This is a genomic window from Pseudomonas sp. PA-1-6B, from assembly GCF_021609545.1.
Taxonomy (GTDB): Bacteria; Pseudomonadota; Gammaproteobacteria; order Pseudomonadales; family Pseudomonadaceae; genus Aquipseudomonas; species Aquipseudomonas fluorescens_BV.
The window spans coordinates 1-13218 of record NZ_WJZM01000095.1 but is presented as its reverse complement, the minus strand read 5'-3'; the positions used below and the strand labels follow the sequence as shown (position 1 = coordinate 13218).

The following is a 13218-nucleotide window of genomic DNA, read 5'->3' as shown; positions in this document are numbered from 1 at the left end:
CCGCTTTTGCAAAGTGAGCCGCCGTCAGGGCGGAACCCTAAGTGGCCGTTACCGCAGGAATGGATATGTACACGGTCCGACTGTGTTGACTGTCAAGCCGTCTTCGCAGGCAAGCCAGCTCCCACAGGGTTACGCCATAACCCTGAATGCAATCCTGAAACATTTTCTTTCATATACGCCTTAGGGATTTCTCATTCTCATCCGTCTTAACTTAGATACAGCCTGTCGCGTCAGCAAAAGCTACGACTGGCCTTTTCCGGGCCTCCATCGCCCCCTCCGATCAAGACCCTCATTCATATGTCGAAGAAGTCACGCTCCAAACTCTGGTTTCTCGTTCATAGCTGGCTGGCGTTGCCCATCTGGTTCTTTGTACTGATCGTCTGCGTCACCGGCACCCTGGCCGTGGTGAGCCAGGAAATCGTGTGGCTGGCCAACCCGGATATCCGCGCCAGCAAGCCGTCGGATGAAGCCCAGCCGTTGAGCTTTGACCAGGTGATCGCGGCCATCAAGCGCGATGAGCCCAAGGCTATCGTCCAGTCCATTATCCGCCCGGATGAGTCGCACTTCGCGCTAAGCGTCGGCCTCAGCTACCCGGATGGGCGCTCCGTGGAGGTGTATGCCAACCCCTATACCGGAGCGATCCAGGGCATCAGTCCCTCATTCAACTTCCAGCAATTCACTCGTGCCCTGCATGGCTGGTGGCTGGTGCCGTTCACCAATGGGTACAGTTGGGGCTGGTACCTGGTGTCCGCGTTGGGCTTGCCGCTGCTCGCCTCGCTGATCACCGGGCTGGTGGTGTACAAGCGCTTCTGGAAAGGCTTCCTGCGCCCTACCCTGCGCATCCGCCACGGCGCGCGAATCTTCTGGGGCGACTTTCACCGCCTGAGCGGCATCTGGTCGATCTGGTTTATCGCGGTCATTTCTATCACCGGCACCTGGTTCCTGATCGAGGCTGTCCTGGGTGACAACCAGATATCCATTTCCAGTGAACCCATCGTGCCAGTGATCGCACGGGATAAGGTGCCGCTGTCGGCGCCGGGCGTGCCGGCACCGATGATCCCTATCGACAAGGCGATCGACATCGCCGCCGAGCGAATCCCCGGCCTGGATGCCAGCTTTGTATTCATGCCAAGCAACGCCTACAGCCACCTGCAGATCGGCGGGCGTGGCTGGTACCCGTTGATGTTCCAGACCGCACAGCTGAACCCCTATGACGGTGAAATCGCGGTCTCCAACCTGTTGTCCGACCGTACCCCGCTGGAATTCGTCACCGAGTCGATGCGCCCACTGCACACCGGGGACTTTGGCGGTTTGTGGATCAAGCTGATCTGGGCATTCTTCGGCCTGGTGCTGAGCATGATGGTATTGAGCGGCTTACTGATCTGGACCAAGCGCACCGCCCTGGCCACCCTCAACGCCCTCAAGCGCGAGGCCAAGACGCAACGTCAGCACGCGCCCATCCCGGCCATGCACGCCGACACCTCGGAGGCCCAGCGATGAGCAAGGTCGCAACCGTCCCCCTGTCCCCGCTGCGCGCCTTTTGGCTGAAATGGCGTTTCCATATCAACATCCTGCTGTTGCTGGTGCCGCTGGGGTTCATGCCCAAATACTTTGCCGACGCCGCGTTGTTTCGCGGGGATACCGGCATCGGCGAGCGCGTGGCCGGGCAGGTGCAAGTCGGCCCCTGGAGCCTGACGCTGGCCGAGTTTCGTAATGAAGGCCCGAGCCCGAACCCGGCTGGCCCGATGAAGTTCTTCAACGCTGCCCTGTGCGATACCTGTGCCGAGCAGGTCAAGGCCACTTACCTGCGTATCGGCAAACCCCGCAGCCTGCGCGCCGCCGGAGTGATCTTCTTCGGCACGCCGTACCGTATGGGCGCCGCCCTGCCGATCCCCGAACGCACCCCGGCGGACGCCGAAATATGGGTGACCATGGAAGGGTGGGACGGCAGCATGCACCAGGGTTCCATCCCGCTGAGCCAGGCCTCGCCTGCCACCATTGCCTGGCTGAACAAGCAAGGAGTCAAACCATGACGTTCAAGCGCTTCACCCGCGCCGCGCTGTTGCTGTGCGCCGGCCTGAGCACCACCGCCTTCGCCCACAACCCGATGTGCGAATGCAAGGAAATCCCCGGTGAGCAGATCCAGTGCAAAGGCGGCTTCTCCGACGGCAGTGGCGCCCCCGGCGTAACCCTGGATGTGATCGGCTACGACGAAACCATCCTGGTGCCGGGCAAGCTCGGCGAGGATTCGACCCTGACCTTCAAGAAGCCCGCCGCCGAGTTCTACGTGCTCTTCGATGCCGGCCCCGGCCACGTGGTGGAAATCGACCAAGCGGATATCCCGTCGCAATGAGTACCACACAGGTTGTACGCCCCGCGGGCGCGGGCCACGAAACCCTTTATGTGTTGCTGTTGTGTCTGATCATCCTCGCTGTGGCGGGCACGGTCGTGGCGCTGCATGGGGAAACCCAGGAAGTCGCGGCGGTGCCAAGCCATCAGTTGGACGCCCGCCGCGACCTGAGCGCGGCCGAGCAAGGCATCTACGCCGACCTGCGGGTGACCCTGGATGAAATCCACCTGTTGCAGCAGGAACACAGCGCCCTGCCGACGCCTGAGCAACTGGCCGAAGAAGGCTTCGCCCCCTTTGCCCAGGACGCTAGCTCAGTAAGCCGCGGCGGCCACCGCTGGCAGTTGCTGGCACCGGCTGCCTACCTGGGCTTGAGCCAGGCGCCGGCCACCAGCGGTTCGCTGCTGATGCGCGTGCAAGGCAGTGAGCCGGATATCTGGCTCAACCGCAGCGCCAACCTTGCCGCTCCATCCGACCTCACTGACCAGGCGCTGATCGCGGCCGGCTGGCAGCAGGTGGTCGCGCAATTCGATGCCGGCGTTACCCGCCAGCACCGTCACTGAACGAGAAGACCGATTGCCCATGTCTATGTCATCGCCCCTGTTGCGCCTGTTGCTGGTTGGCCTGTTCAGCCTGATGCTCGCCCCCCTTGCCAATGCCGAGGCGGCCAAGCGCCTGCGTATCGGCATTACCTTGCACCCCTATTACAGCTATGTAGCCAATATCGTGGGCGACAAGGCCGAAGTGGTGCCGCTGATTCCCGCCGGTTTCAACCCCCACGCCTACGAGCCGCGCGCCGAAGACATCAAGCGCATCGGCACCCTGGATGTGATCGTGCTCAACGGCGTCGGCCATGACGACTTCGCCGACCGCATGATCGCCACCAGCGAGCGCCCGGACATCCCGGTGATCGAAGCCAACGCCAACGTGCCGCTGCTCGCCGCTACCGGTAACGCGGCACGCGGTGCGGGCAAGGTGGTCAACCCGCACACCTTCCTGTCAATCAGCGCGTCGATTGCCCAGGTCAATAACATTGCCCGTGAGTTGGGCAAGCTCGACCCGGACAACGCCAAAACCTACACCCAGAACGCCCGCGCCTACGGCAAGCGCCTGCGTCAGATGCGCGCCGACGCCCTGGCCAAGCTGACCAGCGCGCCCAACCCGGACCTGCGTGTCGCCACCGTACACGCGGCCTACGACTACCTGTTGCGCGAGTTTGGCCTGGAAGTCACCGCCGTGGTCGAGCCGGCCCACGGTATTGAGCCAAGCCCCAGCCAGCTGAAAAAGACTATCGATGAACTGCGTGCTCTGGATGTGAAAGTGATCTTCTCGGAGATGGATTTCCCGTCCACCTACGTCGATACCATCCAGCGCGAATCCGGGGTCAAGCTGTACCCGCTGTCGCATATTTCCTACGGCGAATACAGCGCCGAGAAGTACGAAGTGGAGATGACCGGCAACCTCAACACCGTCGTACGGGCGATTCAGGAGTCGGGAGCATGACCGCCGCACAGCAACTGAACCCCGTCAGCGTCGGCCCCACCCTGAACTTCGACCAGGTCTCGCTGACCCTGGGGCGCACCGTGATCCTTGATGGCGTGAGTTTCCAGGTACAACCGGGCAGCATCCATGCGCTGGTCGGCCCCAACGGCGGCGGCAAAAGCTCGCTGATCAAGACCCTGTTGGGGCAGACGCCGCACCAGGGGCGTTTGAGCCTGGAATGGCCAACCACACCCGGCACCATCGGTTACGTGCCCCAGGCGCTGGAATTTGACCGGGGCTTGCCGATGACTGTGGACGATTTCATGGCTGCCATGTGCCAGCGTCGCCCGGCGTTTCTGGGCCTGTCCAGGCATTACGCAGCAGCGATTGGCGATGCCCTTGAGCGCGTCGGCATGCAAGACAAGCGCAAGCGCCGCATGGGCGCGTTGTCCGGCGGTGAGCGCCAGCGCGTACTGCTGGCCCAGGGGCTGATTCCGGCGCCGCAGTTGCTGGTGCTGGATGAGCCGATGTCGGCCCTCGACGAGGCGGGTATCCAGGTGTTCGAACGGCTATTGAACGACTGGCGCCTGGCTGGGATTACGGTGCTGTGGATCGAGCACGACCTGGAGGCCGTTGGCCGCCTGGCCGACCGCGTCACCGGTCTGAACCGCCGCGTGCTGTTCGACGCCATACCGAAAGAGGCGCTGACCCCGGACCGCCTGCTCACTCTGTTCTCCACCCACCCTCGGAGCCCGGCACCATGAGTTATGAAGCCTTTCGCTTGATGGTCCAGGGCTGGGCCTCTGCCGGTTACCTGCCCGAAGCCCTGGCCTACGGGTTTGTGGTCAACGCCCTGCTCGCCGGCTTGCTGATCGGCCCGGTGCTGGGCGGCCTGGGCACGCTGGTGGTGGTCAAGCGCTTTGCGTTTTTCTCCGAAGCGGTCGGCCATGCCGCGCTGACCGGCGTGGCCGTGGGCATCCTGCTGGGCGAACCCTATACCGGGCCTTATGGCAGCCTGTTTGGCTACTGCCTGCTGTTCGGCATCCTGCTCAATTACCTGCGCAACCGCACCGGCCTGGCCCCAGATACCTTGATCGGCGTGTTCCTGTCGGTGTCCCTGGCACTGGGGGCAAGCCTGCTGCTGATCCTGGCCGGCAAGATCAACGTGCACATTCTCGAGAACGTGCTGTTTGGCTCAGTGTTGACGGTCAACGGCAACGATCTGCTGGTACTGGCCATTGTCGGCTCGCTGGTGATGGCCCTGGCATTGCCGCTGTACAACCGCATCATGCTGGCCAGTTTCAACCCGCAATTGGCGGCAGTGCGCGGGGTGGCGGTGAAAAGCCTGGACTACCTGTTCGTGATCCTGGTGACCCTGATCACCGTGGCCGCGGTCAAGGTCATCGGCGCAATCCTGGTCGGCGCCTTGCTGGTGATTCCTGCCGCTGCGGCGCGCCTGTTGAGCCAGTCACTCAAAGGGTTTTTCTGGATTTCGGTGTTGATCGCTACCGTCAGCACCCTGTGCGGCATCCTGCTGCCGATCATCTTCGACCTGCCCATCCCATCCGGCGCCGCCATCATTCTGGTTGCCGGTATCGCCTTCGCCTTCGCCGCCATCGCCCGTGGCGTTGTGCCCAGCCTCAAAGGGAATCTTGGATAATGCGCCCTGTCTTTCGCCCACTGGCCCTGGCCATCGCTTGCTTGATGAGTACGTCGGCGCTGGCCGTCGACGGTTTCGACGCCAAGGACTTCAAAGTCAACCAGGGCCTCGGTCACGCAGCCCTGACCAAGACCACGCAGCCGGTCAAGGTGCTGGCCTCGCTGCCGATTACCTACGGCTTGGCCGAGGCGCTGCTCAAAGGCACCAACGTAGCGCTTGAACGCGCCGCGCCGGCCAACCTGCCCGGTTCGCGGCAGGTGTCCTACTTCACCGGCCGCGGTGCTGCGGCACTGAACAAGTTGGCGCTGGACGCCGACGCGGCCATCGGCCTGCGCTCGCTGTGGGCCGATGACCCGCTGTACCCCGTGGCGCGGCGCAGCAATATCCGCATCGTCGAAGTCGATGCCGCACGCCCGGTGGACGGCGGCTTGCCGGGTATCGCAGTACAACCGGGTGTCACCGACGGTTTGAACAGCCAACCCTGGCAATCGAGCAACAATATGGGGCGCATGGCCGACGTGATGGCCGCCGACCTGAGCCGCCTGGCCCCGGCTGCCAAACCCAGGATCGACGCTAACCTGGCCGCGCTCAAACAGCGTTTACTCAAGCTCACCGCCGACAGCGAGGCGCGCTTGGCCAAGGCCGACAACCTGAGTGTGTTCAGCTTGAGCGATCACTTCGCGTACCTGGTCAGCAGCTTGAACCTGGAAGTGCTCGGCACCGATGCACGGCCCGATGCCGAGTGGACGCCCGAGGCGCTGCAAAAACTCAGCAGCACGTTGAAGGACAACGATGTGGCCGTGGTGCTGCATCACCGTCAACCCAGCGATGCAGTCAAAACCGCCATCACTGCCGGCGGCTCCAGACTGTTGGTATTGAATGTGGACGGTGCCGACCCGGTGACGGAGTTGGAAACCAATGTGGACCAAGTGATCAAGGCACTTACGCCCTAGGCAAACCACCGATCCGTCAGGGATAAACTCGGTTCAATGTGGGAGCTGGCTTGCCTGCGATGCGGGCGCCTCGGTTTGTCAGGCCTACCGCGTCGATGCCATCGCAGGCAAGCCAGCTCCCACATGGGTTCGCGGTGCACCAGCCGCTACACCACATCCACACCCACATGAATCGCATCATGCCGCCAGAACTCCAGGTCGCAGTCGATCAGGCGTTGATGCTGGTCGTAATTGACCCGGGCGATGCGCAAGCCCGGGCTGCCTACCGAGACGCGCAGCGCAGCGGCCGCTTCCACCGGCAGTGAGGTCGGCACAATCTCGAAACGCACCCGCCCGTAGTGCAAGTCATATTTGCTGGCATACAGCTCAGTCATCGACTGATTCAAATCACACGCCAGGATCCCCGGAAAATACTGCGGGTTCAGATAGTGCTCGACATACAACACCAGGCGCCCGTCAATCCTGCGCCCCCGGCAAATCTGGATCACGCTCGACAACGCCGGCAACTGCAACCACGCGCACACCGCCGCCGACGCCGGTTGCAAGCGTGCGGAAATGACCTGCGTGGAAGCCTCACGCCCCTGGTCGCTGACCATCGCGTGAAAATGGCTGCGCTGCATCAGGTTATAAGCCAGCCGTGGCGGTGAGACGAACCAACCCCGACGCTCTTCGCGGTAGATCTGCCCTTGGGCCTCCAGTTGTAACAAGGCTTCCCGCACGGTAATCCGAGTGGTACCAAACAACTCGCTGAGCTTGCGTTCGGCGGGCAGTTTGCTGGCAGGCGGCAACAGGCCATGGTCGATCTGCTCCTGCAGCGCCAGGCCGATGGAAGTTACCGCCTTGATTGCCTCATCACGCATCAACGTTACCTATCTGGACTAGACCAGCACCGTTCAGGTGCACAAAACGCGCTCTATCTGGGCTTTTGCTGCTGTGTGCCAGCCTAGGCACTCCACATGACCGACAGATGACAAAGGCTGTCGACTGCCTCTACCACCCCCTGCAATACATCGGCCAAGTCCAGGGCCTGCGGGCACTTGGGCATGGTCTACGCTAAGTGGGAGCTAAGCGACATCAGCGCTTCAAAAACGACATCGACATGAAACTGTCATCCAGGGGGCCTAGATTGGCTCAGGTATTGCTGACCTAGACCAAACCACCGCTAACGTTCAGATAAAACGCCGCGTTGAAAACGCCCAAAGGAGCTTCGGATGAAACAGCTTTTCCTGGCATCACTGTTAGGCTCGACCATTGCCATGTGCACCGCCGCCATGGCTGCTGATACCGATCTAAAAACCTTGGAAGCCGCCGCCAAAGCGGAAGGCGCCGTCAACAGCGTCGGCATGCCCGATGACTGGGCCAACTGGAAAGGCACCTGGGAAGACCTGGCCAAGACCTACGGCCTCAAGCACATCGACACCGACATGAGCTCGGCCCAGGAAATCGCCAAGTTCAAAGCCGAAAAAGATAATGCCAGCGCCGACATCGGTGACGTGGGCGCAGCCTTCGGTCCGATCGCGGTGAAACAGGAAGTCACCCAGCCGTACAAACCGTCCACCTGGGCGCAGGTGCCGGATTGGGCGAAAGACAAGGACGGTCACTGGGCCCTGGCCTACACCGGCACCATCGCCTTTATCGTCAACAAGAAGCTGCTGCACGGCTCCGAAGTGCCCACCACCTGGGCTGACCTGCAAACCGGTAAATACAAGGTCTCGGTGGGTGACGTGAGCACCGCCGCCCAGGCTTCGAACGCAGTACTCGCCGCAGCCATCGCCAACAAAGGTGACGAGAAAAACATTGCGCCGGGCCTGCAATTCTTCACCAAGATCGCCCAGCAAGGTCGCCTCTCGCTGTCCAACCCGACCATCGCCACCATGGAAAAAGGCGAAGTCGAAGTGGGCCTCGTCTGGGACTTCAACGGCCTGAGCTACAAGGCCAAGATGGCCAACCCGGATGACTACGTGGTGCTGATCCCTTCGGATGGCTCGGTGAAGTCCGGCTACACCACCATCATCAACAAATACGCCAAGCACCCGAACGCCGCCAAGCTCACCCGCGAATACATCTTCAGCGATGCCGGCCAGCTCAACCTGGCACGCGGCAATGCGCGTCCGATCCGGGCTGAAACCGACTTGAAACTGCCGGCAGACGTTGCCAAAAACCTGATCCCGGGCGAGCAGTACACCAAGGCCAACCCGCAGCCGATCAAGGATGCCGATGCGTGGGAAGCGACGTCCAAGAAGCTGCCACAGATGTGGAACGAGCAAGTCATCGTAGAAATGAAGTAATCGGTCTCTCTGATCCAAAGGCGGTCAGTGTGGGAGCTGGCTTGCTGTGGCGAGGGAGCTTGCTCCCGCTCGACAGCGTAGCTGGAGCCGGCTTTTTGGGGGTGCTCCGCACCCCAGCGCAAGCAAAGTTGCTCGCCACAACAAGCCAGCTCCCACATTTGATCCCATCCCAAGTTGATACTGAGCCATACCCTCTGTTGCGGAGCCCCAGCCCCCATGAAGCACAATGTCATCCTTGTGGTGCTCGACGGCCTCAACTTCGAGGTTGCCCGGCACGCCATGGGGCACTTGCAGGCCTATGTCGGCGCAGGACGCGCAGCCCTCTACACACTGGAATGTGAACTGCCTGCCCTGTCCCGCCCGCTGTATGAATGCATCCTCACCGGCGTGCCGCCGATCCAAAGCGGTGTCGTGCACAACAACGTCTCGCGCCTGTCCACCCAGCGCAGCATTTTCCATTACGCCACCGACGCCGGCTTGAGCACCGCTGCGGCGGCTTACCATTGGGTCAGCGAGTTGTATAACCGCACGCCCTTTCTCGCCGCCCGCGATCGTCATACCGACGACAAGGCCCTGGCGATCCAGCACGGGCATTTCTACTGGAATGACCACTACCCCGATTCCCACCTGTTCGCCGACGCCGAAAGCCTGCGGCTCAAGCACGCGCCAAACTTTTTGCTGGTGCACCCGATGAACATCGACGACGCCGGCCACAAGCATGGCCTCGACACTGCGCAATACCGCAACAGCGCGCGTTCGGCTGACATTATCCTGGCCGACTACCTGCAAGGCTGGCTCGATGCCGGTTACCAGATACTGGTCACCGCCGACCATGGCATGAACAACGACCGCTCCCACAACGGCCTATTGCGCGAAGAACGGGAAGTGCCACTGTTTGTCATCGGTGACGCCTTCAGCCTGGACACCGACGCCGTGCCTAAACAGACCGACCTGTGCGGCACCGTCTGCGAACTGCTCGGCGTGCCCCACGACAAACCTGTGTGCCGGGAGCTGCTCAAGTGAATGCACTGACCCGCGGCAAATGGCTGGCCCTGTTATGCCTGCTGCCCTTCGCACTGTTCTTTATCGTGTTCGAGATCGCACCGCTGGTGTGGGTGCTGATCAGCAGCCTGCAAACCGAAGAGGCCGGCTGGAGCCTGGAAAACTTCACCCGCATTTTCACCTCGAAGTTCTACCGGCAGGCCATCCAGTTCAGCCTGGAGATCAGTTTCTACTCCAGCATCTTCGGCATCATCATCGCCACCCTGGGCAGCTACTCACTGCGCCGGGTGGATTCGCCGTTGCGCAACTTCGTCACCGCGTTCGCCAACATGACCAGCAACTTCGCCGGAGTCCCGCTGGCCTTCGCGTTCATCATCCTGCTGGGGTTCAACGGCAGTATCACCCTCATGCTCAAGCAGGCCGGGATCATCGAGGACTTCAACCTGTACTCGAAAACCGGCTTGATCATCCTCTATACCTACTTCCAGATTCCCCTCGGCGTACTGCTGCTCTACCCGGCCTTTGACGCATTGCGCGAAGACTGGCGTGAATCGGCCGCCCTGCTAGGTGCGAATGGCTGGCAGTTCTGGCGACATATCGGCCTGCCGGTGCTCACCCCGGCCCTGCTCGGAACCTTCGTGATCCTGCTGGCCAATGCCCTCGGCGCCTACGCCACGGTCTATGCGCTTACTACCGGCAACTTCAACGTGCTGCCAATTCGCATTGCCGGCCTGGTCTCCGGCGATGTGTCGCTGGACCCGAACATGGCCAGCGCCCTGGCCGTGGTGCTGGTGGCGCTGATGACCGTGGTCACGGTGGTGCATCAACTGCTGCTCAAGAGGAGCTACCATGTCTCGCGCTGAAGCCGGTACGGCCTCCCTCTACCATCGGGTGGTGGTGTACCTGTTGTTCCTGATCCTGGTGCTGCCGCTGGTGGGCACTTTTGTCTACTCGATTTCCAGCAGTTGGTCGGCAACCATCCTGCCCGCCGGCTTCAGCGTGAAATGGTATGTACAGCTGTGGAGCGACCCGCGCTTTCTGATGGCCTTCGGGCAATCGTTGCTGGTCTGCGTGGGCGCACTTATCCTCTCGGTGGTGTTGATCTTGCCGCTGCTGTTCGTGGTGCATTACCACTTTCCCAAGCTCGACGCGCTGATGAACATCCTGATCCTGCTGCCCTTTGCGGTACCGCCGGTGGTGTCCTCGGTGGGTCTGCTGCAACTGTACGGTTCCGGGCCGCTGGCGATGGTGGGCACGCCATGGATTTTGATCGGCTGCTACTTCACCGTCGCGCTGCCGTTCATGTACCGCGCGATCACCAACAACCTGCAAGCCATCAACCTGCGCGACCTGATGGACGCTTCGCAACTGCTCGGCGCCAGCACCTGGCAGGCCGCGATCCTGGTGGTGCTGCCCAACCTGCGCAAGGGCCTGATGGTGGCGCTGCTGCTGTCGTTCTCGTTCCTGTTCGGCGAGTTCGTGTTCGCCAACATCCTCGTCGGCACCCGCTACGAAACCCTGCAGGTGTACCTCAACAACATGCGCAACAGCAGTGGCCATTTCACCAGCGCCGTGGTGATCTCTTATTTCTTCTTCGTGCTGGTACTGACCTGGGCCGCCACTCTCTTGAACAAGGACAAAAGCCAATGAGCTTCGTCAGCGTCCAACACCTGCAAAAAGGCTACGCCGGCACCCCGGTGTTCAGCGATATCAATTGCGAGGTCGCCAAAGGCGAGTTCGTCACCCTGCTCGGCCCGTCCGGTTGCGGCAAATCCACTTTGCTGCGCTGCATCGCCGGGCTTACGCCGGTGGACAGTGGCCAAATCCTCCTGGATGGCCAGGACATCGTGCCCCTGAGCCCACAGAAACGCCAGATCGGCATGGTGTTCCAGAGCTACGCGTTGTTCCCCAACATGACTGTGGAACAGAACGTTGCCTTCGGCCTGCGCATGCAAAAGGTCAACGCCGACGACAGCAACAAGCGCGTGCAAGAAGTACTGCAACTGGTGGAGCTCAAGGACCTGGCCGGCCGCTATCCGCACCAGATGTCCGGTGGCCAGTGCCAGCGCGTCGCCCTCGCCCGCTCCCTGGTGACCCGCCCGCGCCTGCTGCTGCTGGATGAACCGCTGTCGGCATTGGATGCACGGATTCGCAAGCACTTGCGCGAGCAAATCCGCCAGATCCAGCGCGAGCTGGGGCTGACCACGATCTTCGTGACCCATGACCAGGAAGAAGCGCTGACCATGTCCGACCGCATCTTCTTGATGAACCAGGGCAAGATCGTGCAGAGCGGTGATGCCGAAACCCTCTATACCGCGCCGGTGGATGTGTTCGCTGCCGGGTTTATCGGCAACTACAACCTGCTCGATGCCGACAAGGCCAGCCAACTGCTGCAGCGGCCGATCAGCGGGCGTATCGCGATTCGCCCCGAGGCCATCGAGTTGAGCCGCAGTGGCGAGCTCGATGCGTTGGTGCGTAGCCACAGCCTGCTGGGTAACGTGATTCGCTACCGCATTGAAGCCCGTGGTGTCGAGCTGGTGGTGGACGTGCTCAATCGTTCGGCCGACGACCTGCACCCGGACGGCCAGCGCCTGGCACTTTCCATCGACCCCAGCGCGCTGTGTGAAGTAGCCTGACAGACAGCGACCTATTGAGAGAGAGCATCACCGATGGCATTGGTAATTTTTGATCTGGACGACACCTTGATCCACGGCGACTGCGCCACGCTGTGGAGCGAACAGATGGGCCGCCTCGGCTGGGTAGACCCTGAGTCATTCATGCGCAGGAACAACGAACTGATGGATGCCTACAGCCAGGGCAAGCTGCGGATGGAAGATTTCATGGATTTCAGCCTGGAGCCGATGATCGGCCGTACCCCGGAAGAAATCGAGCACCTGGTGGAGCCGTGGGTCGAGGACGTGATCGAGCCGCTGATCTACAGCGACGCCACCAAGACCATCGCCCGCCACCGCGCGAACGGTGACCGGATCCTGGTGATTTCCGCTTCGGGCACTCACCTGGTCACGCCGATTGCTGCGCGTATCGGTATCGAGGAAGTGCTGGGGATTAACCTGAGCGTCAGCCATGGGGTATACGACGGCAAGACAGAGGGTGTACTGACTTACCGTGAAGGCAAGATCACGCGGTTGCTGGAATGGCTGGAGCAGGAAGGCGAAACCCTTGAAGGTGCCTATTTCTATTCGGACTCGCGCAATGATTTACCGCTGCTGCTCAAGGTGGATCACCCGCAGGTGGTGAACCCGGACCCGGTGTTGCGCGCCCATGCCGAACAGGCCGGCTGGCCGATCCACCACTGGACCTGAATCAATAGACATCAACCTGTGGGAGCTGGCTTGCCGGCGATAGCCATAGGTATCTACATAACTCTGTTAGCTCAACGGTAACCACGATGCGAAGCGAGCCGCTCTTGATCTGCTTTTGATCTTAGGCGCCCCGTTAAACCACGCTGGCCGGAATTCGACAGGG

The 13218-nt window shown here is 61.5% G+C and carries 15 protein-coding genes; 14 read left to right on the top strand and 1 reads right to left on the bottom strand.

Annotated elements, in window-relative coordinates:
- Window positions 1-297: 297 nt before the first annotated feature.
- Genes GIV35_RS26525 through GIV35_RS26490 form a run of 8 tightly spaced genes read left to right on the top strand, consistent with a single transcriptional unit; the run spans window position 298 to window position 6442 of the window.
- Window positions 298-1500, top strand: coding sequence for a PepSY-associated TM helix domain-containing protein (locus tag GIV35_RS26525; RefSeq protein ID WP_105226337.1), 1203 nt, complete (start codon window positions 298-300; stop codon window positions 1498-1500).
- On the top strand, window positions 1497-2033 hold the full coding sequence (locus tag GIV35_RS26520) for a thiamine pyrophosphate-binding protein (RefSeq protein ID WP_197883342.1): 537 nt from the start codon (window positions 1497-1499) through the stop codon (window positions 2031-2033). Before GIV35_RS26525 ends, GIV35_RS26520 begins: the two co-directional genes overlap by 4 nt.
- A complete protein-coding gene (locus tag GIV35_RS26515; RefSeq protein WP_020301064.1) occupies window positions 2030-2353 on the top strand; it encodes a hypothetical protein in 324 nt (107 codons plus the stop codon). The genes GIV35_RS26520 and GIV35_RS26515 overlap by 4 nt, the downstream gene beginning before the upstream one ends.
- Window positions 2350-2910, top strand: coding sequence for a DUF6162 family protein (locus tag GIV35_RS26510; RefSeq protein WP_014717807.1), 561 nt, complete (start codon window positions 2350-2352; stop codon window positions 2908-2910). The genes GIV35_RS26515 and GIV35_RS26510 overlap by 4 nt, the downstream gene beginning before the upstream one ends.
- 19 nt (window positions 2911-2929) lie before the next feature.
- Window positions 2930-3850: a metal ABC transporter substrate-binding protein gene (locus tag GIV35_RS26505; RefSeq protein WP_054897879.1), complete on the top strand. Its 921-nt coding sequence runs from the start codon at window positions 2930-2932 to the stop codon at window positions 3848-3850.
- Entirely contained in the window at window positions 3847-4593 is a 747-nt protein-coding gene (locus GIV35_RS26500) for a metal ABC transporter ATP-binding protein (RefSeq protein WP_105226336.1), read from the top strand. The genes GIV35_RS26505 and GIV35_RS26500 overlap by 4 nt, the downstream gene beginning before the upstream one ends.
- Window positions 4590-5489 (top strand): metal ABC transporter permease, encoded by a 900-nt coding sequence (locus tag GIV35_RS26495; protein WP_032901932.1) that lies wholly within the window; start codon window positions 4590-4592, stop codon window positions 5487-5489. Before GIV35_RS26500 ends, GIV35_RS26495 begins: the two co-directional genes overlap by 4 nt.
- Window positions 5489-6442, top strand: coding sequence for a metal ABC transporter substrate-binding protein (locus GIV35_RS26490; RefSeq protein ID WP_202691425.1), 954 nt, complete (start codon window positions 5489-5491; stop codon window positions 6440-6442). The genes GIV35_RS26495 and GIV35_RS26490 overlap by 1 nt, the downstream gene beginning before the upstream one ends.
- Before the next feature lie 146 nt (window positions 6443-6588).
- On the opposite strand, the gene GIV35_RS26485 is transcribed toward GIV35_RS26490, so the two are convergent.
- The gene (locus GIV35_RS26485; RefSeq protein ID WP_003190151.1) at window positions 6589-7302 is read right to left on the bottom strand and encodes a UTRA domain-containing protein; all 714 of its coding nucleotides are present in this window, start codon (window positions 7300-7302) and stop codon (window positions 6589-6591) included.
- 351 nt (window positions 7303-7653) lie between these two features.
- Here GIV35_RS26485 and GIV35_RS26480 point away from each other — a divergent pair, with 351 nt between their 5' ends.
- The 6 genes from GIV35_RS26480 (at window position 7654) to GIV35_RS26455 (ending at window position 13055) form a co-directional block, all read left to right on the top strand.
- Window positions 7654-8730, top strand: coding sequence for an ABC transporter substrate-binding protein (locus GIV35_RS26480; protein ID WP_003190150.1), 1077 nt, complete (start codon window positions 7654-7656; stop codon window positions 8728-8730).
- 216 nt (window positions 8731-8946) lie between these two features.
- Window positions 8947-9753, top strand: coding sequence for an alkaline phosphatase family protein (locus tag GIV35_RS26475; RefSeq protein WP_202691424.1), 807 nt, complete (start codon window positions 8947-8949; stop codon window positions 9751-9753).
- On the top strand, window positions 9750-10595 hold the full coding sequence (locus tag GIV35_RS26470) for an ABC transporter permease (protein ID WP_003190145.1): 846 nt from the start codon (window positions 9750-9752) through the stop codon (window positions 10593-10595). Before GIV35_RS26475 ends, GIV35_RS26470 begins: the two co-directional genes overlap by 4 nt.
- Window positions 10582-11382 carry an ABC transporter permease gene (locus tag GIV35_RS26465; protein WP_032892564.1) on the top strand — a complete coding sequence of 267 codons (801 nt, stop codon included), beginning with the start codon at window positions 10582-10584 and terminating at the stop codon, window positions 11380-11382. The genes GIV35_RS26470 and GIV35_RS26465 overlap by 14 nt, the downstream gene beginning before the upstream one ends.
- Entirely contained in the window at window positions 11379-12368 is a 990-nt protein-coding gene (locus GIV35_RS26460) for an ABC transporter ATP-binding protein (protein WP_060766799.1), read from the top strand. Before GIV35_RS26465 ends, GIV35_RS26460 begins: the two co-directional genes overlap by 4 nt.
- Window positions 12369-12401: 33 nt before the next feature.
- Window positions 12402-13055, top strand: coding sequence for an HAD family hydrolase (locus GIV35_RS26455; protein ID WP_014717797.1), 654 nt, complete (start codon window positions 12402-12404; stop codon window positions 13053-13055).
- Window positions 13056-13218 lie beyond the last annotated feature (163 nt).

Bases quoted from the DNA above. Each gene is read 5' to 3' on its own strand.
- GIV35_RS26465 (WP_032892564.1), top strand. From the start codon at position 10,582: ATGTCTCGCGCTGAAGCCGGTACGGCCTCCCTCTACCATCGGGTGGTG.
- GIV35_RS26475 (WP_202691424.1), top strand. From the start codon at position 8,947: ATGAAGCACAATGTCATCCTTGTGGTGCTCGACGGCCTCAACTTCGAG.
- GIV35_RS26490 (WP_202691425.1), top strand. From the start codon at position 5,489: ATGCGCCCTGTCTTTCGCCCACTGGCCCTGGCCATCGCTTGCTTGATG.
- GIV35_RS26485 (WP_003190151.1), bottom strand. From the start codon at position 7,302: ATGCGTGATGAGGCAATCAAGGCGGTAACTTCCATCGGCCTGGCGCTG.
- GIV35_RS26455 (WP_014717797.1), top strand. From the start codon at position 12,402: ATGGCATTGGTAATTTTTGATCTGGACGACACCTTGATCCACGGCGAC.
- GIV35_RS26520 (WP_197883342.1), top strand. From the start codon at position 1,497: ATGAGCAAGGTCGCAACCGTCCCCCTGTCCCCGCTGCGCGCCTTTTGG.
- GIV35_RS26505 (WP_054897879.1), top strand. From the start codon at position 2,930: ATGTCTATGTCATCGCCCCTGTTGCGCCTGTTGCTGGTTGGCCTGTTC.
- GIV35_RS26510 (WP_014717807.1), top strand. From the start codon at position 2,350: ATGAGTACCACACAGGTTGTACGCCCCGCGGGCGCGGGCCACGAAACC.
- GIV35_RS26500 (WP_105226336.1), top strand. From the start codon at position 3,847: ATGACCGCCGCACAGCAACTGAACCCCGTCAGCGTCGGCCCCACCCTG.
- GIV35_RS26495 (WP_032901932.1), top strand. From the start codon at position 4,590: ATGAGTTATGAAGCCTTTCGCTTGATGGTCCAGGGCTGGGCCTCTGCC.
- GIV35_RS26480 (WP_003190150.1), top strand. From the start codon at position 7,654: ATGAAACAGCTTTTCCTGGCATCACTGTTAGGCTCGACCATTGCCATG.
- GIV35_RS26525 (WP_105226337.1), top strand. From the start codon at position 298: ATGTCGAAGAAGTCACGCTCCAAACTCTGGTTTCTCGTTCATAGCTGG.
- GIV35_RS26460 (WP_060766799.1), top strand. From the start codon at position 11,379: ATGAGCTTCGTCAGCGTCCAACACCTGCAAAAAGGCTACGCCGGCACC.
- GIV35_RS26515 (WP_020301064.1), top strand. From the start codon at position 2,030: ATGACGTTCAAGCGCTTCACCCGCGCCGCGCTGTTGCTGTGCGCCGGC.